The 25,373-nt window shown below is 68.6% G+C and carries 24 protein-coding genes and 2 tRNA genes; 2 read left to right on the forward strand and 24 right to left on the reverse strand.

The window, feature by feature from the left end; translation table 11 throughout:
* Positions 1-29 precede the first annotated feature (29 nt).
* The 12 genes from F6A08_RS12970 to F6A08_RS13025 all read right to left on the reverse strand — a co-directional run bounded on the left by F6A08_RS12970 (position 30) and on the right by F6A08_RS13025 (position 10,729).
* Positions 30-812, reverse strand: coding sequence for a hypothetical protein (locus F6A08_RS12970; RefSeq protein ID WP_151459633.1), 783 nt, complete (start codon positions 810-812; stop codon positions 30-32).
* Positions 809-1,345 carry an NUDIX hydrolase gene (locus tag F6A08_RS12975; protein WP_151459634.1) on the reverse strand — a complete coding sequence of 179 codons (537 nt, stop codon included), beginning with the start codon at positions 1,343-1,345 and terminating at the stop codon, positions 809-811. Before F6A08_RS12975 ends, F6A08_RS12970 begins: the two co-directional genes overlap by 4 nt.
* Positions 1,342-2,610, reverse strand: a complete 1,269-nt coding sequence (clpX, locus tag F6A08_RS12980) for an ATP-dependent Clp protease ATP-binding subunit ClpX (RefSeq protein ID WP_124895721.1) — start codon at positions 2,608-2,610, stop codon at positions 1,342-1,344. The genes F6A08_RS12975 and clpX overlap by 4 nt, the downstream gene beginning before the upstream one ends.
* A 186-nt stretch (positions 2,611-2,796) precedes the next feature.
* Positions 2,797-3,648 carry an aldehyde dehydrogenase family protein gene (locus tag F6A08_RS12985; RefSeq protein ID WP_151459635.1) on the reverse strand — a complete coding sequence of 284 codons (852 nt, stop codon included), beginning with the start codon at positions 3,646-3,648 and terminating at the stop codon, positions 2,797-2,799.
* Positions 3,645-5,087 carry an aldehyde dehydrogenase family protein gene (locus F6A08_RS12990; RefSeq protein ID WP_151459636.1) on the reverse strand — a complete coding sequence of 481 codons (1,443 nt, stop codon included), beginning with the start codon at positions 5,085-5,087 and terminating at the stop codon, positions 3,645-3,647. The genes F6A08_RS12985 and F6A08_RS12990 overlap by 4 nt, the downstream gene beginning before the upstream one ends.
* A 34-nt stretch (positions 5,088-5,121) precedes the next feature.
* Positions 5,122-6,123 (reverse strand): deoxyribose-phosphate aldolase, encoded by a 1,002-nt coding sequence (gene deoC / locus F6A08_RS12995; protein WP_151459637.1) that lies wholly within the window; start codon positions 6,121-6,123, stop codon positions 5,122-5,124.
* Positions 6,120-7,055 (reverse strand): sugar-binding transcriptional regulator, encoded by a 936-nt coding sequence (locus F6A08_RS13000; RefSeq protein ID WP_124895725.1) that lies wholly within the window; start codon positions 7,053-7,055, stop codon positions 6,120-6,122. Before F6A08_RS13000 ends, deoC begins: the two co-directional genes overlap by 4 nt.
* A 152-nt stretch (positions 7,056-7,207) precedes the next feature.
* Positions 7,208-7,849, reverse strand: a complete 642-nt coding sequence (locus F6A08_RS13005; protein ID WP_124895726.1) for an ATP-dependent Clp protease proteolytic subunit — start codon at positions 7,847-7,849, stop codon at positions 7,208-7,210.
* 20 nt (positions 7,850-7,869) lie between these two features.
* Positions 7,870-8,466 carry an ATP-dependent Clp protease proteolytic subunit gene (locus F6A08_RS13010; RefSeq protein WP_017830295.1) on the reverse strand — a complete coding sequence of 199 codons (597 nt, stop codon included), beginning with the start codon at positions 8,464-8,466 and terminating at the stop codon, positions 7,870-7,872.
* 81 nt (positions 8,467-8,547) lie between these two features.
* Positions 8,548-9,045: a tetratricopeptide repeat protein gene (locus F6A08_RS13015; protein ID WP_151459638.1), complete on the reverse strand. Its 498-nt coding sequence runs from the start codon at positions 9,043-9,045 to the stop codon at positions 8,548-8,550.
* 68 nt (positions 9,046-9,113) lie between these two features.
* The gene (gene tig, locus F6A08_RS13020; protein WP_124895728.1) at positions 9,114-10,592 is read right to left on the reverse strand and encodes a trigger factor; all 1,479 of its coding nucleotides are present in this window, start codon (positions 10,590-10,592) and stop codon (positions 9,114-9,116) included.
* 63 nt (positions 10,593-10,655) lie between these two features.
* Positions 10,656-10,729, reverse strand: a tRNA-Pro gene (locus F6A08_RS13025).
* A gap of 123 nt (positions 10,730-10,852) precedes the next feature.
* Between F6A08_RS13025 and F6A08_RS13030 the strand changes: the two genes are divergently transcribed.
* Both F6A08_RS13030 and F6A08_RS13035 read left to right on the forward strand, forming a co-directional pair.
* Positions 10,853-10,923, forward strand: a tRNA-Gly gene (locus F6A08_RS13030).
* A 129-nt stretch (positions 10,924-11,052) separates the two neighbouring features.
* Complete coding sequence (locus F6A08_RS13035) at positions 11,053-12,276, forward strand: hypothetical protein (RefSeq protein ID WP_151459639.1); 1,224 nt, start codon at positions 11,053-11,055, stop codon at positions 12,274-12,276.
* A 63-nt stretch (positions 12,277-12,339) separates the two neighbouring features.
* On the opposite strand, the gene F6A08_RS13040 is transcribed toward F6A08_RS13035, so the two are convergent.
* The 12 genes from F6A08_RS13040 to F6A08_RS17775 form a co-directional block, all read right to left on the reverse strand.
* Positions 12,340-12,693, reverse strand: a complete 354-nt coding sequence (locus F6A08_RS13040) for an RNA polymerase-binding protein RbpA (RefSeq protein ID WP_017202782.1) — start codon at positions 12,691-12,693, stop codon at positions 12,340-12,342.
* A complete protein-coding gene (gene secG / locus F6A08_RS13045) occupies positions 12,693-12,941 on the reverse strand; it encodes a preprotein translocase subunit SecG (RefSeq protein ID WP_017202783.1) in 249 nt (82 codons plus the stop codon). The genes F6A08_RS13040 and secG overlap by 1 nt, the downstream gene beginning before the upstream one ends.
* A gap of 81 nt (positions 12,942-13,022) precedes the next feature.
* Positions 13,023-13,814 (reverse strand): triose-phosphate isomerase, encoded by a 792-nt coding sequence (tpiA, locus tag F6A08_RS13050; protein WP_017202784.1) that lies wholly within the window; start codon positions 13,812-13,814, stop codon positions 13,023-13,025.
* Positions 13,805-15,019 carry a phosphoglycerate kinase gene (locus F6A08_RS13055; protein WP_017202785.1) on the reverse strand — a complete coding sequence of 405 codons (1,215 nt, stop codon included), beginning with the start codon at positions 15,017-15,019 and terminating at the stop codon, positions 13,805-13,807. The genes tpiA and F6A08_RS13055 overlap by 10 nt, the downstream gene beginning before the upstream one ends.
* Before the next feature lie 10 nt (positions 15,020-15,029).
* Complete coding sequence (gene gap / locus F6A08_RS13060) at positions 15,030-16,040, reverse strand: type I glyceraldehyde-3-phosphate dehydrogenase (RefSeq protein ID WP_017202786.1); 1,011 nt, start codon at positions 16,038-16,040, stop codon at positions 15,030-15,032.
* 114 nt (positions 16,041-16,154) lie between these two features.
* A complete protein-coding gene (locus F6A08_RS13065; RefSeq protein WP_017202787.1) occupies positions 16,155-16,781 on the reverse strand; it encodes a superoxide dismutase in 627 nt (208 codons plus the stop codon).
* A 187-nt stretch (positions 16,782-16,968) separates the two neighbouring features.
* The gene (gene whiA, locus F6A08_RS13070; protein ID WP_017202788.1) at positions 16,969-17,946 is read right to left on the reverse strand and encodes a DNA-binding protein WhiA; all 978 of its coding nucleotides are present in this window, start codon (positions 17,944-17,946) and stop codon (positions 16,969-16,971) included.
* A 67-nt stretch (positions 17,947-18,013) separates the two neighbouring features.
* Positions 18,014-18,886 (reverse strand): RNase adapter RapZ, encoded by an 873-nt coding sequence (gene rapZ / locus F6A08_RS13075; protein WP_017202789.1) that lies wholly within the window; start codon positions 18,884-18,886, stop codon positions 18,014-18,016.
* 35 nt (positions 18,887-18,921) lie between these two features.
* Positions 18,922-20,826, reverse strand: coding sequence for an excinuclease ABC subunit UvrC (uvrC, locus tag F6A08_RS13080; protein WP_017202790.1), 1,905 nt, complete (start codon positions 20,824-20,826; stop codon positions 18,922-18,924).
* Positions 20,826-23,714: an excinuclease ABC subunit UvrA gene (uvrA, locus tag F6A08_RS13085; protein WP_017202791.1), complete on the reverse strand. Its 2,889-nt coding sequence runs from the start codon at positions 23,712-23,714 to the stop codon at positions 20,826-20,828. Before uvrA ends, uvrC begins: the two co-directional genes overlap by 1 nt.
* A 9-nt stretch (positions 23,715-23,723) precedes the next feature.
* On the reverse strand, positions 23,724-24,320 hold the full coding sequence (locus tag F6A08_RS13090) for a hypothetical protein (protein ID WP_151459640.1): 597 nt from the start codon (positions 24,318-24,320) through the stop codon (positions 23,724-23,726).
* The gene (locus tag F6A08_RS17775; protein ID WP_225855849.1) at positions 24,317-24,859 is read right to left on the reverse strand and encodes a DUF58 domain-containing protein; all 543 of its coding nucleotides are present in this window, start codon (positions 24,857-24,859) and stop codon (positions 24,317-24,319) included. Before F6A08_RS17775 ends, F6A08_RS13090 begins: the two co-directional genes overlap by 4 nt.
* Between the last annotated feature and the right edge of the window lie 514 nt (positions 24,860-25,373).

The following is a 25,373-nucleotide window of genomic DNA, read 5'->3' on the forward strand; positions in this document are numbered from 1 at the left end:
CGGACGCGCACACACGCACACGGGACGGATCACAGAGGCGGGGCGGTGTAGAGCCGGGTGGAGCAGCCGGTCTCGCCGGGTTCGAGCCAGATCGGGTCGAAGGACGGCGCGGTGACCTCGCCCGTCGGGCTCACCACGCGAAGCACGCAGTCGGTGCCCGGCGTCACCCCCACCGCGGCGACCACCTCGCCCGCCGAGGTCTCCTCGACCTCGACGGTCATCGCCGAACCGGGGAACTCCGCCCGCAGCGCGTCCGTCGGATCGGACCCGGCCGCGGCGACGAGGACGCTCTCCACGCGCTCGGCCGCATCCGACGGAAGCTCAGGACGGGAGGACCGCGGCGGATCGAGGGGCTCGGGGATGCCCTCGCAGGAGACCTCCTCGGACGTGGCCTCCCGAAAGCCGGGCACCGTGTACCGATAGCACTTCTCGGCAGAGCCCGCAGACGTGTACGACGAGAAGATGGCACCGGAACCGCTCGCCTCCACCGTCGCGCTGATGCGTGCCTGGATCGTGATCGGCTCCGCCGAGCCGAAGGCGCCACTCCAGGTCAGCGGCTCGACCGTCGCCGTGCGCGATCGGAACATCTCCGCGGCGACCGTCTCCGCATCCGTGAGGTCGTAAGCCCCGCGGAGGTCGGCTTCCAACGCCCCCGCGACATGCTCGACGGTGCCCCTGGCCACATCATCGCCGTTTTTGTCCTGCGTGGACACGAAGAAGATGACGATGATGGCCACTCCGGCCAGGACGATCAGAGCGGCGGGGATCGCGAGCACGGTGGCGACCACGCGCCAGCGTCCCGATCCTGTCATCGCCCGATCCTCTCCATCGCCTTGTACCAGGTGAGCTGATGATAGCTCTGGCTGAGGTGCTCGCCGAGCGTCTCCAGTGGCCGCGTGCGAACGAGGATGTCCTCGTCGTCGTCGAGGGACTGGTCCGCGACTCGGGAGCAGCCGAGAGCGAGGAAGTGGTGCACGCGGTTGGTGTGGTTGCCGAAGTTCGCCCAGGTCGAACCGAGGGAGACCAGCTCGTCGGCGACGGCTCCCGTCTCCTCGAGAAGCTCACGCGCGGCGGCGTCCTGCGGGACCTCGCCCTGTTCCACTCCCCCGCCGATGGTGCCGAGTGCGACGATACCCGCTCCGTGGCGATACTCCTCGACCACGATCGCCGCCCCCTCGTGGTCGATGGCGAGGACCGAGACCCAGTCGCCGTACTCGAGGACGTAGTACGGGGCTATCCGCCTGCCGCTCCCGTCTGCGCAGTCGTCCGCGTGCAGACGGATCCAGCGGTCGGCGACGACCGTCGTGCGAGCGACGGTCGTCCAGGGAGCGGGCGCGTCGCTCACGCGCTCTTGCGCTTGCGCTCCATCACGATGGTGGGCGGTGCGCCTTCGTCGACTGCGGCGCGGGTCACGATGACCTTGGCCACGTCCTCCACGGAGGGGATCTCGAACATGATCGGTCCGAGCACGTCTTCGAGGATCGCTCGCAGTCCGCGGGCGCCGGTCTTGCGCTCGACGGCGAGGTCGGCGATGGAACGCAGCGCCTCGTCTTCGAACTCGAGCTGCACGCCGTCGATCTCGAACATCCGCTGGTACTGCTTCACCAGGGCGTTTCGCGGGCCGGTCAGGATGTCGATGAGCGCCTCCTGATCGAGCGGCGAGACGTTCGTCACGACGGGGAGGCGACCGATGAACTCCGGGATTAGGCCGAACTTGTGCAGGTCCTCCGGCAGGACCTCGCTGAACAGATCGAGATCCTTGCCCTTGTCGTGCAGCGGGGCGCCGAAGCCGATGCCGTGCTTGCCGACGCGGGCGGAGACGATGTCCTCGAGGCCGGCGAACGCACCGGCGACGATGAAGAGGACGTTCGAGGTGTCGATCTGCAGGAATTCCTGATGCGGGTGCTTGCGGCCGCCCTGCGGCGGCACTGAGGCCACCGTGCCCTCGATGATCTTCAGGAGGGCCTGCTGGACGCCCTCGCCCGACACGTCGCGCGTGATGGACGGGTTCTCGGCCTTGCGGGCGATCTTGTCGACCTCGTCGATGTAGATGATGCCCTGCTCGGCGCGCTTGACGTCGTAGTCGGCGGCCTGGATGAGCTTCAGGAGGATGTTCTCGACGTCTTCGCCGACGTAGCCCGCCTCGGTGAGCGCCGTGGCATCGGCGACCGCGAACGGCACGTTCAGTCGCTTGGCCAGAGTCTGCGCGAGATACGTCTTGCCGCAGCCGGTGGGGCCGATGAGCAGGATGTTGCTCTTGGCGATCTCGACCTCTTCGGCCTTCTGCTCGGCCGGCTGCAGCGTGCCGCGGGCGCGGATCCGCTTGTAGTGGTTGTACACGGCGACCGAGAGCGCTCGCTTCGCGGGCTCCTGACCGACGACGTACTCCTCGAGGAAGGAGAAGATCTCACGCGGCTTCGGAAGCTCGAACTCGGCGACGCCCTCGGCAGAGGACTCCGCCATCCGCTCCTCGATGATCTCGTTGCACAGCTCGACGCACTCATCGCAGATGTATACGCCGGGGCCGGCGATGAGCTGCTGGACCTGCTTCTGACTCTTTCCGCAGAAAGAGCATTTGAACAGGTCAGCGCTTTCACCGATGCGGGCCATGCGCGTCCTCCTATGGGGGATCAGAGATCGTCCTTCGAGCCTAACCGCTGCATGCGACACCGGGCCGCATTGGAACACATCGCGTTCCGGAGACCGGCGAGCTCGGTCGCAGCTGCGCCGAGTAGGAATGGGAAGGGCCCGGCAGCGCGATGCGCGGCAGGGCCCTCCGTCTTTCCGACAGGTCGGTCAGACCATGCTCTTCGTGTGCCAGACGGTCTTCACCTCGGTGAAGGCACCGATCCGCTCCGGAGAGGCGATCACCTCGCCGGGGGTGAGCACGCGCTTGAGCGTCTCAGCCGCCGCGATCTGCATGTCGACCCAGTCCAGGTCGCCGGCGCCGGCCAGGTCGAGGGCATTCACGTCCTGGTGCGAAGCCAGCCACGGAGCGATCTCCGCGGGCGAGCCCGTCAGGACGTTCACGACTCCGCCGGGCACGTCGCTCGTGGCGAGCACCTCGGCGAGGCTGATGGCAGAGAGCGGATGCTGCTCGCTCGCGATCACGACCACCGTGTTCCCCGCGACCAGGGCGGGGGCCACGACGGACACCAGACCCAGCAACGCGGAATCCTGCGGGGCGACGATCGCCACCACGCCGGTCGGCTCCGGAACAGAGATGTTGAAGTACGGACCCGAGACCGGGTTGGCGTTGCCCGCGACCTGCGCGTACTTGTCGCACCAGCCCGCGTACCAGACCCAGAGGTCGATGGCCTCGTCGACCTGCGCGGCCGCGGCGGAGGCGGACACCCCCTCCTGCTCCGCGATCTCATCGATGAACTGCGCGCGGCGCCCTTCCAACACCTCGGCGACGCGGTAGAGCACCTGCCCGCGGTTGTAGGCGGTCGCCCCCGACCACCCCTTGACGGCGGCACGGGCGGCCACGACGGCGTCGCGGGCATCCTTTCGGGAGGCCTTGGCGGCATTGGCGAGGAAGGCGCCCTTCCGTGTCACGACCTCGTACGTGCGCCCGGACTCGCTTCGAGGGAAGGCCCCGCCGATCGCGAGCTTGTAGGTCTTCGGAACGGTCAGTCGCTTGCTCATGCTGCGGCTCCCTTGAGGTAGGCGGTGAGACCCTGACGTCCGCCCTCGCGGCCGTATCCGGACTCCTTGTAGCCGCCGAACGGGCTCGACGGATCGAAACGGTTGAAGGTGTTCGCCCACACCACGCCCGCGCGCAGACGATCGGCGACCGCGAGGATGCGGGACCCCTTGTCGGACCAGATACCCGCGGAGAGGCCGTACGGCGTGTTGTTCGCCTTCGCGATCGCCTCGGCGGGCGTGCGGAACGTGAGCACGGACAGCACGGGCCCGAAGACCTCGTCCCGCGCGATCCGGTGCGAGGCCTCGACCCCGGTGAAGATCGTCGGAGCGAACCAGAAACCCTGCTCCGGGATCGCGCAGTCCGCGGTCCAACGCTCGGCACCCTCGGCTTCGCCGATGTCGCTGAGCTCGCGGATCCGGGCCAGCTGCGCGGCGGAGTTGATGGCCCCGATGTCGGTGTTCTTGTCGAGCGGGTCACCCAGTCGCAGCGTCGACAGGCGCGTCTTGAGCCGGTCGACGACCTCGTCGTGGATCGACTCCTGCACGAGCAGACGGCTTCCGGCGCAGCACACGTGGCCCTGGTTGAAGAAGATGCCGTTGACGATGCCCTCCACGGCCTGGTCGATCGGCGCGTCGTCGAACACGATGTTCGCGGCCTTGCCGCCCAGCTCGAGCGTGAGCTTCTTCTTCGTGCCGGCGACGGCGCGAGCGATGTCGCGCCCCACGCCGGTCGACCCGGTGAAGGCGACCTTGTCGACGTCGGGGTGGCGCACGAGCGTCGACCCCGTGGCTCCGGCACCCGTGATGATGTTGACGACACCCGCCGGCAGGTCGGCCTGCTGCAGGATCTCGGCGAAGATCAGCGCCGTCAGCGGGGTGGTCTCCGCCGGCTTGAGCACGACCGTGTTGCCCGCGGCGAGGGCGGGCGCGATCTTCCATGCGAGCATCAGCAGCGGGAAGTTCCACGGGATGATCTGCCCGGCGACGCCGAGCGCGCGAGGGTTCGCGCCGAGGCCCGCGTGGTCGAGCTTGTCCGCCCAGCCGGCGTAGTAGAAGAACCAGGAGGCGACGAGCGGGACGTCGACGTCGCGACTCTCCTTGATGGGCTTGCCGTTGTCGAGGCTCTCCGCGACGGCGAGCTCGCGGGCGCGCTCCTGCACGAGACGGGCGATGCGGAACAGGTACTTGCCGCGGTCGCGACCGCTCATCTTCGACCAGGTCTTGTCGTACGCGCGGCGCGCGGCCGCCACCGCCCGGTCGACGTCGTCATCGCTGGCCGAGGCGATCTCGGCGATGTGCTTCTCCGTCGCCGGCGAGATGGTGGTGAACGGGGTGCCTGAGCCGTCGACGAACTCGCCGTCGATGAACAGCCCGTAGCTGTCCTTGAGGTTCAGGACCGCGGTGGATTCCGGTGCCGGAGCGTATTCCAGGAAGTTCATTTCAATCCCTTGGGTTGCTGAGCTTGTCGAAGCATCAGTCGATCGTGACGTAGTCGGGGCCCGAGTAGTGGCCGGAGCTGAGCTTCTGACGCTGCAGGAGCACGTCGTTGAGCAGGCTGGAAGCGCCGAAGCGGAACAGGTGCGGCTGAAGCCACTCCTCTCCGACGGTCTCGGCGACCGTCACGAGGTACTTCACCGCGTCCTTCGAGGAGCGGATGCCACCGGCAGGCTTGACGCCGATGCGTTCGCCCGTCCCCCGGTACCAGTCGCGGACCGTCTCGAGCATGAGAAGAGTGGTCGGCAGGGTCGCGGCGGGCTGGACCTTCCCGGTCGACGTCTTGATGAAGTCGCCGCCGGCGAGGATACCGAGCCAGGACGCCCGCTTGATGTTGTCGTAGGTGTTGAGCTCGCCCGTCTCGAGGATCACCTTGAGCGATGCGTACGAGCCGTCCTCACGGCGGCACGCCTCCTTGACCTGAGCGATCTGATCGAAGACGAGACCGTAGCGACCGGACAGGAATGCACCCCGGTCGATCACCATGTCGATCTCGTCGGCCCCGGCGGCGACGGCCTCGGCGGTGTCGGCGAGCTTGATCGCGAGTGACGCCCGTCCGCTCGGGAAGGCCGTGGCGACGGCCGCGACCGAGATCAGACCGTCGTCCGGGTCGCCGTGCAGACCACCGAGGGCCGCGACCGCGTCCCCCACCATGTCGCCGTACACGCAGACGGCGGCGACGCGCGGCGTCGACGGATCGGAGGCGTCCGGGGTCTTGGCCTTGGCGACCAGGGACCGCACCTTTCCGGGCGTGTCGGCGCCTTCCAGGGTCGTCAGGTCGATCAGCTCGATGATCCTGTCGAGGGCCCAGGCCTTCGACGTCGTCTTGATGGAGCGGGTGCCGAGCCCGGCGGCGCGCTGCTCCAGGCCCACGGCGTCCACGCCGGGGAGGCCGTGCAGGAAGCGACGGAGGGTCGCGTCGTCCGGCTCACCACCGAGGACGTCCACCGCCGTCCTGCGGCTGAGTTCTTTCGTCGTCACTGTTCCTCCAACAATGCTCGTGCTGTGGTCTCATCTGTCACCAGGACGCCGCACAGACCGCTGGTCACGACCGTGCGGGCGATGTCATGCTTGGCGGGTCCGGCGGTCACGAAGATCGCCCGCTTCGCTCCGCGCAGGCGGTCGAGCGAGACGCCGACCGTCCGGGCGTCGAGCTGCGAGTCGACGATGTTGCCCTCGGCGTCGACATAGCGGCCGAGTACGTCGCCCACCGCTCCACGACGCGCGAGCTCCTCCACCTCCTCCACACGGAGGTAGCCGTTCTCCACGTGGGCGGACGAGGCATCGCAGGGCCCCGCGGTGAAGAGGAAGGCCTGTGCCTCCGCCGCCTCCTCCAGGACGGCCGCGACGGTGCGGTCGGCCTCGATGGCCTGCTTCGTCTCGACGCGCTCCAGGATCGCCGGACTCGGCAGCAGCGAGACCTGCCCCGAGGCACGCTGGGCGATCGTCACGGCGAGGCCGGCCGCCCCGCCGGAGCGGCGGTTCAGGCTGACGCCGCCGTTGAGCTGCACGACCGTGACGCCGCTGGCCCAGCCGTCGGGCAGGGCCTCTGCGACCGCGCGCAGCGTTCGTCCCCAGCTGACGCCGAGCGTCCGGGGCACGGGCCGCAGAGCGGTCAGGAAATCCGCGGCGGCCTGGGCGACGCGTTCGAGCGTCCCGTCATCGCCTTCCGGCGCCGGGACCACCACGGCGTCCGTGAGACCGAAGCGCTCGACCAGCTCGCGCTCGAGACCGAGCCGGCGGGCGCGCGGGTGCACGATCTCGATGCGGACGATGCCGCGCTCGCGCGCTTGCGTCAGCAGCCGACCGACCTTCCAGCGGGAGATCTTGAGGAGCCCGCCGATCTCGTCCTGCGTCTTGTCCTCGTCGTAGTACAGCTCGGCGACACGCACCATGAGCAGGTCTTCTTCCACGGGTTCCTCCTTCCTCCTCCAGGGTAGGCCGGAATCCGCGTTCGCGCACCTGAATGCTCATATGCGCAGAGGACGCTCGTCGGTCCGCACATCCGCGGAGACGCAGAACGGGCGCCCGTCATGCCGACGGGCGCCCGTTCGTGTCGAACAGCTCAGACGCGCTTGCGCGTGGTGAGTACCTGGTCGACGATGCCGTACTCCAGGGCCTGCTCCGCGGAGAGGATGTTGTCGCGATCGATGTCGCGGTTCACCTGCTCCGGGGTGCGGTTGGTGTGTGCCGCCAGCGTCTCCTCGAGCCAGGTCCGCATGCGGAGGATCTCCGCGGCCTGGATCTCGATGTCGGAGGCCTGACCGTGGCCGGCCTCCCCCATGGCGGGCTGGTGGATCAGCACGCGCGCGTTCGGAAGCGCGAGGCGCTTGCCGGGGGCACCTGCTGCGAGCAGCACGGCGGCAGCGGACGCCGCCTGGCCGAGCACCACGGTCTGGATCTGCGGCGCGACGTACTGCATCGTGTCGTAGATGGCCGTCATCGCGGTGAACGAGCCGCCGGGCGAGTTGATGTACATCGTGATGTCGCGCTCGGAGTCCTGGCTCTCCAGAACGAGGAGCTGCGCCATCACGTCGTCGGCCGACGCGTCGTCGACCTGCACGCCGAGGAAGATCACGCGGTCTTCGAACAGCTTGTTGTACGGGTCCTGACGCTTGAAGCCGTAAGCGGTGCGCTCCTCGAACTGCGGGAGCACGTAGCGGCTGGAGGGCAGGTCACCGGCGGAGCGGAAGGTGGGTGTGTACATGAGCGTCCTTTCGCTTTCCGTTACTCGGTGTCCTGATCGGTGCCGCCGCCGCCGATGACGTCGGAGGCCGATTCGCGGATGTGGTCGACGAAGCCGTACTCGAGCGCTTCCTCGGCGGTGAACCAGCGGTCGCGGTCACCGTCGGCGTTGATCTGCTCGACCGACTTGCCGGTCTGTGCGGCCGTGATCTCCGCGAGGCGGTTCTTCATCGACATGATGAGCTGCGCCTGGGTCTGGATGTCGCTCGACGTTCCGCCGAAGCCACCGTGCGGCTGGTGGAGCAGCACGCGCGCGTTGGGCGTGATGTACCGCTTGCCCTTGGTGCCGGCGGTCAGCAGCAGCTGGCCCATCGAGGCGGCCATTCCGATGCCGACGGTGACGATGTCGTTCGGCACGAACTGCATCGTGTCGTAGATCGCCATACCCGCCGTGATCGATCCGCCAGGCGAGTTCACGTAGAGGTAGATGTCTCGCTCGGAGTCCTCTGCGGCGAGAAGAAGGATCTTCGCGCAGATCTCGTTCGCGTTCTCGTCTCGCACCTCCGAGCCGAGCCAGATGATGCGGTCCTTCAGCAACCTGTCGAAGACGCTCGTTGCGAGGAGGGGTTCTGCAGCCATGTCAGCTCCTGATTCCGTGTTTCAGTGATTCGAATCTACCGGCGTCAACGCAGCGCCCAGGCCGTGTTCGCCGTCGGCATATCAGGTGTCGGCGCGCGCGATCTCGTGCGCGTACGCGGTCATCGAGCGGTGGTACCGCGGAAGATGCGGGACCAGCGCCAGCAGCGCGACGGAGAGTCCCTGTGCGGGCCGGCCGGCACTGGCGAGGATGAGCGCGTGCACCGTCGCGACCGCGTCCCGGTACGGCCCGTCGGCCGACAGCTCCTCCTCCGCACGGATCACCGCGAGCGCCTCGTCGTACGCCCCCAGGTTCCGCAGCGAGCTCGCCAGCTGGATCACGCACTGCGGACGGTGTTCCTCGTCGAGGCCGAGGTCCAGAGCACGTCGATACAGCTCGACGGCCTCTGCCGGCCTCCCCGCGGAGTCGCGCGCACCGGCGCGCTCGAACTCGGCGCGGGCGTCGTCCGGTCCGCGCTCCGCTGCCAGGGCGTCGATCCGCGCGATCGTCTCGTCGCCGACCTCCTCGCCGGAGGCCTCGGCCCAGACGTCTTCGACGCGCTCGTCCCAGGTCTTGGTCATCATCATCCCCTCGAGAGGAAAAGAGGGCGGATGCCGCAGCATCCGCCCTCTTCACTGGATCGTGTCGATCACTCGGCCTTGTCGGCAGCCTTCTTGGCCGGCGCCTTCTTGGCGGCCGGCTTCTTGGCAGGCGCCTTCTCAGCAGCCGCCTCGTCGGCGTCCGCCTTCTTGGCCGGGGCCTTCTTGGCAGCGGGCTTCTTGGCAGGAGCCTTCTTCGCGGGCTTCTCGTCAGCCTCGACCTCGGTCTCGGCGGCCTCGTCCGCTTCGTCGTCCGTGACGACGAAGTCGGACAGGTCGACGGGCTTGCCGTTGCTGTCGACGACCTTCACCTTGCCGAGCGCGATCGCGAGCGCCTTGTTGCGAGCGACCTCGCCGACGAGCGCGGGGAGCTGGTTCGAGGACTGCAGCGCCTCGACGAACTCCTGGGGAGCCATGCCGTACTGCGCAGCCGACTGGATGAGGTACTGGCTGAGCTCCTCCTGCGAGACCTGCACGTCGGCCTGCTCGGCGATCGTGTCGAGCAGCACCTGAGTGCGGAACTGCTTCTCGCTCGCCTCGGTGACCTCGGCGCGGTGCACGTCGTCCTCGAGGCGGCCTTCGCCCTCGAGGTGGTTGTGCACCTCGTCCTCGATGAGCTGCGGCGGAACCGGGATCTCGATCTGGTCGAGCAGGGTCTCGACGAGCTTGTCGCGGGCGGCGGAGCCCTGCGTGAAGACACCCTGCTGGGCGACGCGCTCCGCGAGGCTCGCGCGCAGCTCGGCGATCGTGTCGAACTCGCTCGCGATCTGCGCGAAGTCGTCGTCGGCCTCGGGGAGCTCGCGCTCCTTCACGGCCTTGACGGTCACGGAGACCTCGGCCTCCTTGCCGGCGTGGTCGCCGCCGACGAGAGCCGAGCGGAACGTGGTGTCCTCACCGGCGGTGAGCGACTCGATCGCGTCGTCGATGCCCTCGAGCAGCTCGCCGGAGCCGATCTCGTAGGAGACGCCCTCCGCGCGGTCGATCTCGGCGCCGTCGATGGTGGCGACGAGGTCGAGCTCCACGAAGTCGCCCTTCGCGGCGGGACGGTCGACCGGGATCAGCGTGCCGAAGCGGGCGCGCATGTTCTCCAGCTCAGCGTCGAGTGCGGCCTCGTCGGCCTCGACGGCGTCGACCGTGAGGGTGATGCCCTCGTAGTCGGGCAGCTCGATGTCGGGGCGGACGTCCACCTCGACGTCGACGAGCAGGTCGCCGGAGAAGTCCTTCTCGCTCGGCCACTGCGTGATGTCGGCCGACGGGCGTCCGACGACACGGAGCTTGTGCTCGGTCGTGGCTTCGCGGAAGAACTTGTCCAGGCCCTCGTTCACCGCGTGCTCGATGACGGCGCCGCGTCCGATGCGCTGGTCGATGATGGGAGCAGGGACCTTGCCCTTGCGGAAGCCGGGGATCTGGACGTCCTGAGCGATGTGCTCGTAGGCGTGAGCGATGCTGGGCTTGAGGTCGTCCGGGGTGACCGTGATGGTGAGCTTGACCCGGGTCGGGGTCAGCTTCTCGACGGTGCTGTTCGCCATGCTGGTGTGTTCTCCTTGTGATTTCCGCGCTGAATCGCGGCTGTAAGGTCCGTGGGGGCCGTGTCGGGGCGACAGGAGTTGAACCTGCGACCTCCCGCTCCCAAAGCGGGCGCTCTACCAAGCTGAGCTACGCCCCGGGGAATCCGCGCGCAGATTCAGCCCCACAGAGTCTAACGGACAGGAGCACACCCGACTGTCCGGTATGATCGATCACGCCGGAGTTCCCACTCCGAACCGATCCCCCGGAATCCGCGGGATTCGGGGCTGTAGCTTAATGGTAAAGCCTCTGTCTTCCAAACAGATGACGCGAGTTCGATTCTCGTCAGCCCCTCTCCTTCTTCTCCCGCCGTCGGTCATCCTCATTCGGATATCCATGACCGCGTGTCGCCCTCCTCGTCGAATACGCTGGCAGCACTGCCGCGCAGTCTCCGACCGGAAAGCCTGACCGAATGAGCACGTCGTGACCGAACCCTCCCGGCCCCGCACCGCCCCGCGGCAGGCTCTCTTCGCGAGCGGAGGGCACGATCTCCCGGCGACGTTCTCCGCAGAACCGCCGCCGTCGCGTCGCCGTCACGTGCCCCGTGGTGTCGTGTTCGGTGTGCTCGGCGGCGTCGCGGTCATCGCGACGCTGTCCATCGCGCAGCTGACCGCCAACGTCGGCTACGACGAAGCCGCAGAGGGGTTCGACGACGCGCTGCGGACGGCGCGCGCGCACCAGACGCAGACGGAGCACGCGACAGCGGCTCTGATCGAGAAGACCGACGCCGGGCACGTGATCCTCGACACCGGCAGTCCCGCGATCGTCGTCCCCGACGATGCTGTGGCCGCTCTCGCCTCCGCCGTCGACGACGGCGAGGGAGCCGGCGCCGCGGCCGAGGATGTCGTCGCCACCGAGCTGCCGCCGTCCGGGGACAAGCCGACGTGGTTCTGGGAGCTCTACGGCGCGACGGCGGAACTGGGCGCCCAGCAGCAGGATCTCGATCGTCTGGTCGCCGACCTCGACGATCAGACCCAGAATGCGCAGGACACCGCACGACGGGTCGACGAAACCGGTACTGCCGTGCTGAAAGCGGCAGCGGCCGCCGCGGCTCCGTTCGAAGCCGCGCACATCTCGGCGCGCAACGACGCTGTGATCGCGTTGCGCCGAGCCGCTGCCGATGCGGCGGCGGTCGCCTCCGTCGACGACTCCGCCGCGACGGCGTACGCAGCCCTGCAGACCGCCGCCGGACAGGTCGTCGCGACCGAGGCGGAGGAGCTCGCCGAGAAGGAGGGACCGCTCCGCGCCGCGAGGATCGAGATCGAGGCGTTCGCCCGATCGCTCGCCCCCGGGGTCCTGCTCGAATTCGACTGGTCGCCCCAGGTGAACGGCGCCGGATTCGACGGCAGCATGGGCGGATACACCACGTGGTGGTGGGATGACCCTGGTCGAGCCACGATCGAGCTTTCGAACTCCGTCGCGGAGCAGTGGCCCGCCGAGCGGAGCAAGGCGCTCGTCGCGCACGAGGTCGGCCACGCCATCAGCGTGAAGTGCCAGGGCATGTACGACGCGTCCACACAGGACAGCATCGAGAAGTGGGCGACCGCCTGGGCGATCAGCATGGGCTTCACCGACGACGCGAACGGCGTCTGGGCGTACGGCTACCCACCCCAGGACTACATCGACGCGGCCGCCGGCTGCCGCTGACCGCAGAGAACGGAAGAAGCCGCCACGATCTCTCGTGGCGGCTTCTTCGATGTCAGACCGAGGTCACTGCCCCCGGCGCTCGCGCAGCTGCGTGAGCGCGTCCTCGAGGAGCTGGACGGCTTCCTCGTCGGTGCGGCGCTCCTTCACGTAGGCCAGGTGCGTCTTGTACGGCTCCGCCTTCGCCAGCGCCGGAGGGTTCTCCTTGTCGCGCCCGGCGGGGAGACCGCTCTGCGGGTGGTCGATGATCTCCGGGATCTCCTCCTCGGGCAGGCCGGCGGCGAAGTAGCGCACCGTCTCGTTGCCGAGCCCATCCCAGTACGAGACCGCGATGCGGTCGGCGTGATAGCCGTGGTCCTGCTCCCCCATCGGGCCGGAGCCCACGCGGGTGCCGCGGATCGCGTTTCCACCGGTAGCCATCAGATGACCTCGAATTTCGTGATGAGGCCCAGCGCGACGATGGAGACGAACCACGTCAGAGCCAGGACGACGGTGAAGCGGTTCAGGTTCCGCTCCGCAAGGCCGGACGAGCCCACAGCGGACGTCATGCCGCCGCCGAACATGTCGGACAGACCGCCACCGCGGCCCTTGTGCAGAAGGATGAGGAGGGTCAGCAGGACGCTGGTGATGCCCAGCACGACCTGCAGGACGAACTCGAGAATTGCCACGAGAAAGAGCCTTTCGCTGGGGCCGGAGCGCCCCCGTAACGGTCAAGTATACGGTGCAGCGGGGCCGCAGCCCCGCTGCACTCACACGCCGACGTGCTTCTCGAAGCGGATGATCGCGGCGAACTCGTCCACGACGAGGCTCGCTCCGCCGACCAGCGCACCGTCCACATCGGGCTCGCGCATGAAGCTGGCGATGTTCGCCGCCTTCACCGAGCCGCCGTAGAGGATGCGCGTGCGCGCGGCCGCCTCGTCGCCGAGGACCTTCGCGATCACGGCCCGCAGCGCGGCGCAGACATCCTGCGCCTGCTGCGGTGTCGCCGCCTGGCCGGAGCCGATCGCCCACACGGGCTCGTACGCGACGACGATGTCCGCCTTCGGCGAGACGCCCTGGAGCGCCGCCTCGAGCTGAGACACGGGCACCGCGCTGGCGCCGAACTTCTCCAGGTCACCGGCCGTCTCGCCGACGCAGATCACCGGCACGAGGCTGTGCTTGAGCGCTGCCTGCACCTTGGCCGCCACGACGTCGTCGCCCTCGGCGTGGTATTCCCGACGCTCCGAGTGGCCGATGATGACGTACTTCGCGTCGAGCTTGGCCAGGAATGCTCCCGACACCTCACCGGTGTACGCACCGGAGTCGTGTGCCGACAGGTCCTGCGCGCCGAGGGCGAACGGGATCTTGTCCGCGTCGATGAGCGTCTGCACGCTGCGGATGTCGGTGAACGGCGGGAAGACCGCCACCTCGACGGATCCGTCCTCGTGCTTCGCGTCCTTCAGCGTCCAGTGCAGCTTCTGCACGAACGCGACCGCCTGCAGGTGGTCGAGATTCATCTTCCAGTTTCCCGCGATCAGCGGGGTACGAGAGCTCACGCCCATCCGAGGACCTCCAGCCCAGGTAGTTTCTTGCCCTCGAGGAATTCGAGGCTCGCGCCGCCGCCGGTCGAGATGTGACCGAACTGATCGTCGGAGAATCCGAGCTGACGCACGGCCGCAGCGGAGTCGCCACCGCCGACGACACTGAGGCCGTCGACCTCGGTGAGCGCCTGCGCCACGGTCTTGGTGCCCGCCGCGAACGCCGGGAACTCGAACACGCCCATCGGGCCGTTCCAGAACACCGTCTTCGACCCGCGGATGACCTCGGCGAAGCGAGCAGCCGTCTCCGGACCGATGTCGAGGCCGATGCCGGACGCCCCGAAGGCCGTCTGCTCGATCGCGTCGGCGGCCGCGACCTCATGGTCCGCGTCCGCCGAGAAGGATGCCGCGACGACCACGTCGGTGGGGAGGACGAGCTCCACGCCGCGCTCAGCCGCTTCGGCGATGTACCCGCGGACGGTGTCGAGCTGATCCTCTTCGAGAAGGCTCGACGCGACCGCGTGACCCTGCGCCTTCAGGAACGTGAACAGCATTCCGCCGCCGACGAGGATCCGGTCGACCCGCGGCAGCAGGTGCGAGATCACGCCCAGCTTGTCGCTCACCTTGGATCCGCCGAGCACCACCGCGTAGGGGCGCTCCGGGTTCTCGGTGAGGCGGTCGAGCACGTCGAGCTCGGTCGCGATCAGCAGACCGGCAGCCGACGGGAGCAGCTCGGCGAGTTCGTACACGCTCGCCTGCTTGCGGTGCACCACGCCGAACCCGTCGGAGACGAGCACGTCGCCGAGCTTCGCGAGCTCCGCGGCGAAGGCGCCGCGCTCGGCGGCGTCCTTCGACGTCTCCCCCGGGTTGAACCGGAGGTTCTCGATCACGACGACTCCGCCGTCCTCGAGCGAGGCCACGGCCTCCGTCGCCGACTCGCCTACCGTGTCGCGCGCGAACGCGACCGGGGCGCCGAGGAGTTCGGACAGCCGCTGAGCCACCGGCTCCAGGCTGTACTGCGGGTCGGGCGCACCGTCGGGTCGGCCGAGGTGCGAGCACACGACAACACGGGCGCCCGCGTTGATGAGTGCGTTGAGGGTCGGCAACGAGGCGCGGACACGGCCATCGTCCGTGATGATTCCGTCCCGCAGGGGGACGTTGAGATCACAACGGACGATGACGCGCTTGCCCTCGAGCGACCCCAGGGTGTCCAGGGTGCGCAGAGTCATGTGTCTGAGCTTAGAGGCGCTCGGCCACGTACTCGGTCAGGTCGACGAGACGGTTGGAGTAGCCCCACTCGTTGTCGTACCAGCTGGACACCTTGATGAGGTTGCCGCTGACGTTGGTCAGCGTCGAGTCGAAGATCGACGAGTGCGGGTTGTGCACGATGTCGCTCGAGACGATCGGGTCCTCGTTGTACTGCAGGTAGCCGGCCAGGCGGCCCTCGGCAGCGGCCTTCTTGTAGGCCTCGTTGACCTCGTCGACCGTCAGGTTCTCGCGGTCGGTGATGAGGGTGAGGTCGACGATCGAGCCGGTGGGAACCGGGACGCGGTACGACGAGCCGCTCAGCTTGCCCTGGAGCTCCGGGAGCACCTCGCCGATGGCCTTGGCCGCACCGGTCGAGGCCGGGGTGATGTTGATCGCGGCAGCACGTGCACGACGGAGGTCGCTGTGCGGACCGTCCTGCAGGTTCTGGTCGGCGGTGTACGCGTGCGCCGTCATCATGAAGCCGCGGTCGATGCCGAACGCGTCGTTGAAGACCTGAGCCAGCGGCGCGAGGCAGTTGGTGGTGCACGACGCGTTGGAGATGATGTGGTCGGTCTCCGGGTTGTACGTGTCCTCGTTCACACCCATGACGAACGTGCCGTCGACGCCCGTGCCGGGAGCCGAGATGAGGACCTTCTTCGCGCCGGCCTCGATGTGCTTCTTGGCGAGCTCGGCCTTGGTGAAGAAGCCGGTCGACTCGATGACGATGTCGACGCCCAGCTCGCCCCACGGGAGGTTGGCGGGGTCGCGCTCGGCGAAGGCCTTGATCGCCTTGCCGTTGACGGTGATGCTCTCGTCGTCGTAGCTGATCTCGGCGTCGAGGACGCCGCCGACCGAGTCGTACTTCAGAAGGTGCGCCAGGGTCTTGTTGTCGGTGAGGTCGTTGACCGCGACGATCTCAAGGTCTGCTCCCTGCGCAAGAGCTGCGCGGAAGTAGTTGCGTCCGATGCGGCCGAAGCCGTTGATACCGATCTTGACAGACACTCAGGTCTCCCTGTTTCTCGTGCGCTGTGCGCCGCCTTCCAGCGGACGTCATACGCGGATTTTTTGGCTGAGAGGGCGTCCCGACGAGCCGTGGCCCGTCGGGACGCGACCCGATTACGACAGTACCAGCAGGCCGTTCGTCTGCTTGCGGGCGACCTCGAGGCGCTGGGCGACGTTCTCCCAGTTCGCGATGTTCCACGCGGCCTTGACGTAGTCGGCCTTCACGTTGAGGTAGTCGAGGTAGAAGGCGTGCTCCCACATGTCGAGCTGGAACAGCGGGATCGTGCCCTGCGCCGTGTTCGACTGCTGGTCGAACAGCTGCTGGATGATGAGGCGCGAGCCGATCGAGTCCCAGCTGAGGACCGCCCAGCCGGAGCCCTGGATGCCGGTCGCCGCGGCGGTGAAGTGGGCCTGGAACTTCTCGAACGAGCCGAAGTACTCGTCGATCGCGGCCTTCAGCTCGCCCTCCGGCTGGCCTCCGCCGTTCGGCGACAGGTTGGTCCAGAAGATCGAGTGGTTGACGTGGCCGCCGAGGTTGAACGCGAGGTCCTTCTCGAGCTTGTTGACGTTCGCGAGGTTGCCGCTCTCACGGGCCTCGGCGAGCTGCTCGAGGGCGGTGTTCGCGCCGGCGACGTAGGTCGCGTGGTGCTTGTCGTGGTGCAGCTCCATGATCTTGCCGCTGATGTGCGGCTCCAGGGCTGCGAAGTCGTAGGGAAGGTCGGGGAGCGTGTAGGTCGCCATATCGCTTTCATCCAATCCGCGCCGCGCCGCGGCGCTTGCCGATCCTCCGCGCCGCCGATGTGCGGCGTAGAGCGGACGTCTCTCATCCTACTGACGACAACGCGGCCGCGCCCCTGAACCTTCCGCCAGATGACGAAGACCCGCCACCCGATTCTTCGGGGAGCGGGTCTTCGTCACGCGAGAGACGTCAGACGTCGAGGCCGACGGGCACAGCAGCCTCGGTGCCGGGGATGCCCTCCTGCTGGGCGCGCTTGTCGGCCATGGCGAGGAGACGCCGGATGCGACCGGCGACGGCATCCTTGGTCAGGGGCGGGTCGGCGTGGTGACCGAGCTCGTCGAGGCTCGCATCGCGGTGCGCGAGCCGCAGCTCGCCGGCGACCTTCAGATGATCGGGAACCTCGTCGGCCAGGATCTCGAGTGCGCGCTCGACACGGGCGCACGCCGCCACCGCCGCCTGCGCGGAGCGACGCAGATTGGCGTCGTCGAAGTTGACGAGGCGGTTGACGCCGGCGCGGACCTCACGACGCTGCCGGAGTTCCTCCCACGCGATCGCCGTCTTCTGCGCGCCCATCTCGTTGAGGATCGTGCGGATCGCCTCGCCTTCGCGGACGACGACGCGCGGCATGCCGCGCACCTCGCGGGCCTTCGCCGCGACACCGAGCCGATGCGCGGCGCCGACGAGGGCCATCGCGGCCTCGGACGAGGGGCAGACGACCTCGAGCATCGCCGAGCGTCCCGGCTCGCTGAGGGTGCCCGCGGCGAGGAAGGCGCCGCGCCACAGGCCGGCGACCTCGGCCCGTGAGCCGGTCGTGAGACGGTTGGGCAGGCCCCGCACGGGGCGACGGCGCTGGTCGAGCAGGCCGGTCTGGCGGGCCAGGGTCTCCCCCTGGGCGATCACGCGCACCGCCCACCGGGCGCCGTCGTTCGCGGTGCTGGACTGCACCTGGGCGATCTCGGGGCGGACCCCGTAGATCTCGGCGAGGTCACGCGCGACGCGACGCGCGAGGGTCTCGGCATCCACCTCGGCCTCCACGGCCACGCGACCGGCGATCGAATGCAGTCCACCGGCGAAGCGGAGGATGGCGGTCACCTCCGCGACGCGCACCGTGGGGGGTGCATTGCGGATGCTGACCAGCTCGGCCTTGACGTCGGTGGTTAGTGCCACGACACTCCTTCACGTTCACGCGCCGGATCGCGACGCAAACGTCCAGCTTACTCGGCCGGGCGACCCGCTACTCTCGGCCGAGGTCCCGGTGACGGACGTTGACGGCGACCCCGGGGATCGCCGCGATCCTGCGTGCCAGCTCCTCCGACATCGCCACCGAGCGGTGTTTGCCGCCCGTGCAGCCGACGGCGATGGTGGAATGGCTCTTGTTCTCGCGCTGATACCCCTCCAGCACCGGCACCAGGGCCGCGGAGTAGGCGTCGAGGAACTCCTTCGCCCCCTCGCGGGAGAGGACGTACTCGCGGACCGTCTCGTCCTGCCCGGTCAGGCCGCGCAGCTCCTCGTTCCAGAACGGGTTCGGGAGGAACCGCATGTCCGCCACGAGGTCGACGTCCGTCGGCAGCCCGTACTTGAACCCGAAGCTGAGCAGGGTGACGCGATGCCGCGCCTGTCCCTCCTCCGAGAAGATGTCGGAGACCTGGGTGGCCAGCTGGTGGATGTTCAGCGACGAGGTGTCGATCACCATGTCCGCGGCCTCGCGGATCGGGGCGAGGCGCGCGCGTTCGCTGCGGATGCCGTCCAGCAGGGTGCCGTCGTCCTGAAGCGGATGCGGCCGTCGTACCGACTCGAAGCGGCGCACGAGCACGTCGTCCGAGGCATCGAGGAACAGCACACGGAGCGAACCCCGCGACCGCAGTGCGCGGGCCACGCCGGGGAAGTCGTCGAACAGGTTGCGTCCGCGGATGTCCACCACCGCGGCGACCTTCGGCAGGGCGTCTCCGCCCATGTCGGTGAGTTCGAGCAGGGGGCGGAGGATCTGCGGGGGCAGGTTGTCGACGACGTACCAGCCGAGGTCCTCCAGTGCGTTCGCCACCGTCGTCCGGCCCGCGCCGGACATCCCTGTGACGATGAGGAACTCGCCCTTCTCCCCGTCAGTCATCGCTCAGTGCTCCCTCTCCCCCTCGGCTTCCCAGCCTAGCGAGTGGAGAGGTGCGTGTGGATGTTCTGGGCGAGCACCGGACCGATCCCCTGGACCTCCTGGATCTGGGCGGGGTCGGCGGCGCGGAGGGCCGTCACCGAGCCGAAGTGCTTGAGCAGCACCTTGATCCGCGAAGCGCCCAATCCCGGCACCTCGGACAGGATCGAGCCGATGTCGTTCCGCCGCTTCTTGCGCTGGTGGGTGATCGCGAAGCGGTGCGCCTCGTCGCGCAGACGCTGGAGCAGATACAGCGCCTCGCTCGTGCGCGGCAGGATCACGGGGAAGTCCTCCCCCGGCAGCCACACCTCCTCGAGCCGCTTGGCGATGCCGCACACGGCGATCTCGGTGTGCCCGGCGTCTCGGAGCGCCCTGGCCGCGGCCTCGACCTGGGGCTTGCCGCCGTCGACCAGGAGGAGCTGCGGCGGATACGCGAAGCGAGGCTTGCGTCGCACGGTCGCCTCGCCGACGTCCTCTCCGACGACCTCGTCCGTGGTGGGATCGATGACCTCGATCTCCTCCGGACGGTCGAGGTAGGCGAGCCGGCGCCGGAGCACCTGGTACATCGAATCGGTGTCGTCCGTCGTCTCGGGGATGTTGAACGATCGGTACTGGTCCTTGCGCGGCAGCCCGTCCTCGAACACCACCATCGACGCGACGACGTTCGTGCCGCCGAGGTGCGAGATGTCGAAGCACTCGATCCGCAGCGGCGCCTCGTCCATGCCGAGAGCTTCCTGCAGGTCGGTCAGCGCCTGAGTGCGGGCGACGTAGTCGGTCGTCCGCCTGGTCTTGTGCCGGATCAGGGCCTGCTGCGCGTTGAGGCTGGCCGTGCGCATCAGGTCGGCGCGCTGACCGCGGTGCGCCACCGCGATCTCGACCTTCTTGCCTCGGCGCTCGCGCAACCACAGTTCCAGCTCGGCGGCGTCGTCGGGAAGGGTGGGGACGAGGATGCGACGCGGCACGTCCTGCGCTTCGCCGTACGCCTGCTGGAGGACCTGTTCGACCAGCTCACCGCTGGAGATGTCGATCTCCTTCTCGATCGTCAGCGCCCGCACACCGCGCACTCGACCACCGCGGATGACGAAGTGCTGCACGGCCGCGGCGAGCTCGTCCTCGGCGATGCCGAAGAGGTCCGCGTCCTCGTCGCTGGGGAGCACGAGGGCGCTCTTGCCGAGCACGGCCTCGATCGCGGTCAGCTTGTCGCGGTACCGGGCTGCCGCCTCGTAGTCCATCGCCGCGGAGGCGGCCATCATCCGCTTCGTGAGCTCGCGCGTGAACCGCTCGTCGCCGCCCGCCATGAACGCGACGAAATCGTCGACCATGGCGCGGTGCTCCTCGATCGTGACCGTCATGGAGCAGGGGCCGCCGCACTTGCCGATCTGACCGGGGAAGCACGGTCGCCCGGTCTGCATCGCGCGCTTGTAGCTGGAGTCGCTGCAGGTGCGGATCGGGAACGCCTTGATCATCAGGTCGATGGTCTCGTGCACGGCCCACACCTTGGGGTACGGGCCGAAGTAGCGGGCACCGGGGATCTTCCGATTTCGGGTCACGATCACGCGCGGCGCCTCGTCGCCGAGGGTCACCGCCATGAACGGATACGACTTGTCATCCCGGTACTTGACGTTGAACGGCGGATCGAACTCCTTGATCCACATGTACTCGAGTTGGAGCGAGTCCACATCCGTCGGGACGACCGTCCACTCCACCGACGCCGCCGTGGTCACCATGCGTCGGGTGCGCTCATGAAGCGTCCGCAGCGGTGCGAAGTAGTTCGACAGACGCTGGCGGAGGTTCTTCGCCTTGCCGACGTACAGCACGCGACCGGCGGCGTCGCGGAAGCGGTACACACCGGGATCGGTGGGGATCTCCCCCGGTCGCGGCTTGTACGACAGCGCGTCGGCCATCAGCTGGCCTTCCGCGCGGAGCGCCCCTCACCCAGGATCTCGGCGAGGAAGAGGCCGGTGTGGCTCTCCTCGACGCGGGCGATCTGCTCCGGGGTGCCCGTGGCGATGATCTGGCCGCCGCCCGAGCCGCCCTCGGGACCGAGGTCGATCACCCAGTCCGCCGACTTGATGACGTCGAGGTTGTGCTCGATGACGATCACGGTGTTGCCCTTGTCGACCAGCCCGTTGAGCACCTCGAGCAGCTTGCGCACGTCCTCGAAGTGCAGACCCGTGGTGGGCTCGTCGAGCACGTAGATGCTGCGTCCGTTGCTGCGGCGCTGGAGCTCGGTGGCGAGCTTGACACGCTGCGCCTCGCCGCCGGAGAGCGTCGTCGCCGACTGCCCGAGGCGGACGTAGCCGAGTCCGACGTCGACGAGCGTCTTCATGTAGCGGTGGATGGCCTGGATCGGCTCGAAGAACTCCGCGGCCTCCTCGATCGGCATCTCGAGCACCTCGGCGATGTTCTTGCCCTTGTAGTGCACCGCGAGCGTGTCGCGGTTGTAGCGCTTGCCGTGGCAGACCTCGCAGTCGACGTACACGTCGGGGAGGAAGTTCATCTCGATCTTGATCGTGCCGTCGCCGGAGCACGCCTCGCAGCGTCCGCCCTTGACGTTGAAGCTGAACCGCCCGGGCTGGTAGCCGCGGACCTTCGCCTCGGGCGTCTCGCTGAACAGGGAGCGGATGCGGTCGAACACACCGGTGTAGGTGGCGGGGTTCGAGCGCGGGGTGCGGCCGATCGGCGCCTGGTCGACGTGCACGACCTTGTCGAGGTTGTCGAGGCCGGTGACCCGCGTGTGCTTGCCCGGTACCGTCCGTGCGCCGTTGAGACGCGACGCGAGCACCTGATAGAGGATGTCGTTCACCAGCGAGGACTTGCCGGAGCCGCTGACGCCGGTGACCGCGGTGAGCACCCCCAGCGGGAAGTCGGCCGTGACGTTGCGGAGGTTGTTGGCGCGTGCTCCGACGACGCTCAGCATCCGCTTCTTGTCGATCTTGCGGCGCTTGGTCGGCATCGGAATCTCGCGCCGGCCGGAAAGGTACTCGCCCGTCATCGAGTCGCTGTCGGCGAGCAGAGCCGAGTACGGCCCCGAGTGCACGACCTCGCCGCCGTTGACGCCGGCTCCCGGTCCGATGTCGACGACCCAGTCGGCGGCTTCGATGGTCTCTTCGTCGTGCTCGACCACGATCAGCGTGTTGCCGAGGTCGCGGAGGGTGAGCAGGGTCTCGATGAGGCGCCGGTTGTCGCGCTGGTGCAGTCCGATGGACGGCTCGTCGAGCACGTACAGCACCCCGGTCAGGCCGGAGCCGATCTGCGTCGCCAGACGGATGCGCTGTGCCTCGCCGCCGGAGAGGGACCCGGCGGAACGGCTGAGGTTCAGGTACGACAGGCCGACCTGGAGCAGGAAGTCGAGGCGCAGACGGATCTCTCGGAGCACCTGCGCCGCGATCTTCGCCTCACGCTCGGACAGGGTGAGCGTCTCCATGAAGGCACGGGCATCGGCGAGGCTGAGGTGCGAGACCTCGGCGATGGAGTGACCGTGCACCTGCACGGCCAGGACCTCGGGCTTGAGGCGGTTGCCGTCGCACACGGGGCATGGCACCTCGCGGAGGTACTCGCCCCACCGGCTGCGCTGCGTGTCGGACTCGGCCTGGAGGTACTGACGCTCGATGTAGGGCACGACGCCCTCGAACCCGGAGGCGTAGCGCATCTCGCGGCCGTAACGGTTCTTCCACTTGACCGTGACCTTGTAGTTCTCGCCGCGGAGGACCGCGTCCTGCACGTCGGAGTGCAGCTCGCGCCATGGTGTGTCCAGCGAGAAGTCGAGGTCGCGGGAGAGGCCTTCGAGCAGACGCTCGTAGTACTGGAAGAGGCCCTTGCCCTGCGTGGTCCACGGGATGATGACACCCTCGCGGATCGAGAGGTCTTCGTCGCCCAGCATCAGGTCGACGTCGACGGACATGCGGGTGCCGAGGCCGGAGCAGGCCGGGCAGGCGCCGAAGGGCGCGTTGAAGGAGAAGGTGCGCGGTTCGATCTCGGTGAGCGTGAGCGCGTGCCCGTTCGGGCAGGCCAGCTTCTCGGAGAACGTCTGCCACGCGTCGTCGCCCTCGCCGTCGACGTAGTTGATCTGCACCACGCCGCCCGCCAGTCCGAGGGCGGTCTCGACGGAGTCGGTGATGCGCCCGAGGATGTCGTCCGACGCCACGAGGCGGTCGACGACCACGGCGATGTCGTGCTTGTAGCTCTTCTTGAGCTTCGGCGGCTCGGCGAGCTGGATGAGCTCGCCGTCGACGATCGCCCGCGAATAGCCCTTGGCGCCGAGTTCGCGGAACAGGTCGACGAACTCGCCCTTCTTCTGCGAGACGATCGGGGCGACCACCTGGTAGCGGGTGCGCTCGGGCAGCTCCATGAGCTGGTCGGCGATCTGCTGCACCGTCTGGCGCTGGATCCGCTCCCCGCACTCAGGACAGTGCGGGATGCCGATGCGCGCCCAGAGCAGGCGCATGTAGTCGTAGATCTCGGTGATCGTGCCGACGGTCGATCGCGGGTTGCGGTTCGTCGACTTCTGGTCGATCGAGACCGCAGGGCTCAGGCCCTCGATGAAGTCGACGTCCGGCCGATCGACCTGGCCGAGGAACTGGCGCGCGTACGCGCTCAGCGATTCGACATAGCGACGCTGCCCCTCGGCGAAGATCGTGTCGAACGCGAGGCTCGACTTCCCCGACCCGGACAGGCCGGTGAACACGACGAGGGAGTCGCGGGGGATGTCGATGTCGACGTTCTTGAGGTTGTGGACGCGGGCACCGCGAACACTGAGTTTTCCGGTGGAGGCAACGGGGACGATGGGCACCGAACAAGTCTACGAGGGGCCACGGACATCGGCTCCGCGAGCGGCGATCGCTTCCCCGCCGCTCCCCTCTCCGTGTACCCTTCCGCGCGCGGAATCCGCCACGCGTGCGGCGCGCAGCGCGAACAGCACGCCCAGCAGGAGGACGACGGCCGCGAGCGGCGCGAGCCACGCCGCTCCGCGATCCACGGGTCCCGGAGCCAGCAGCCACACGCCGAACGCGAGCGGCTGCGCCACGAGCTGTGCGATGACGAATCGCCGCAGACCCGGCAGCAGCACGGCGGGCGCGAGGCGCGACGCCGCGGGAATCGTGAGGCTCAGCGACCCGAGCAGGTGGATCGCCGGGACCACCAGGACGGCGAGTGCGGTCCGCTCCGGAGACGGGTCCGTCAGCACGACGCCGAACACCACGCATGCCGCCGCGATCCAGGCGGCGAGGGAACGCGGGAAGACGACGGCGAGGAGGGCCGACATCACCGCGACGCCCTGCCACAACGGGAAGGGGTTGAGCAGGACGACGCCGACCGCGACCACGACCACGTTCAGCAGCCTCACGGCGACGCCGGGCACGACGACCCCCGACCGGAACGAGCGCAGCCTCTTCGTCATCGCCGCACCGCCCGTGCACGCTGCTGCCGGAGGGCGGCCAGCCGCATCGCGATGTCGACATCCGGATCCGCCCACGAGACGACCTCCACCCCCGCATGTCGCAGGTCGAGGAGGATGTCGGAACGCTCCGCGAGCAGGGTGCGCAGCGCGATCCGCTGTTCCCGACTGAGTCTGGCCGTGTCGGGGTCGGGCAGGACGTCGACCGCGACGACCGCATGACCTGATGCCCGCCAGCGGGTGGCCAACCGCGCGGCCACCCCCTCCACGAACGTCGACAGGACGAAGATGATCGATCCCGGCGGCACGATGGGCGCTCGGAGGTATCGGCTGTCTCCGTCCGCCGCGTCGGTCGCGCCGATGACGTCGCGCAGCCGGGCGAGATGCCGGGAGCCTCCGCCGGACGGCAGGTTCCGGCCACCCGGGGTGAGTGCGTGGTACGCGACGCGATCGCCGACGCCGACCGCGACGGTCGCGATGGACAGCGCGGCCTCGCGCGCCAGGTCGAGAGAGGTGACACCGGAGGTGTCGGGATCGCCCAACTCCCCACGCCGCCACCACGGCCCCGAGGTCCTCCGCCGTGTCCACCGCGATGACCACGGAGGAGTCGCTGAGCGCTTCCGTGCGCCGCACCAGCAAGTCGCCGGGGCGACGCGCAGCCCGGGCCGTGGCCCGCCAGTCGACCCGGCGCAGCTCATCGCCGGGGACGAAGGCGTGGATGTCACGGAAGTCGCCGCCATGACCGGGGCGGACGCCCGGGTGCGCGCCATGCAGACCGGTCAGGCGAGGCGCGACGGGGAGGCGTCCGATCCGGATCGCGCGGGGCGGCGCGTTCCACACCACAGCGACACGGGACGCCGACTCCGAGATCCATGCGCCGTCGAGGCAGGCGCCTCGGAGAGTCAGGGCGAGAGCCTCCGAAGGTCCGGAGTGCTGCAGCAGGCTGCGCGCGCGGAGGACCGCCCGGCCTGGCCGCACGTCGGCGAGCCCGGTGCGGCGCTGCTGCTGATCCACGGCGACCTGGATCCACTCCGCGTTCGACTCGACGTCCGCCTC

The organism is Microbacterium algeriense (assembly GCF_008868005.1).
GTDB classification, from domain to species: Bacteria; Actinomycetota; Actinomycetes; order Actinomycetales; family Microbacteriaceae; genus Microbacterium; species Microbacterium algeriense.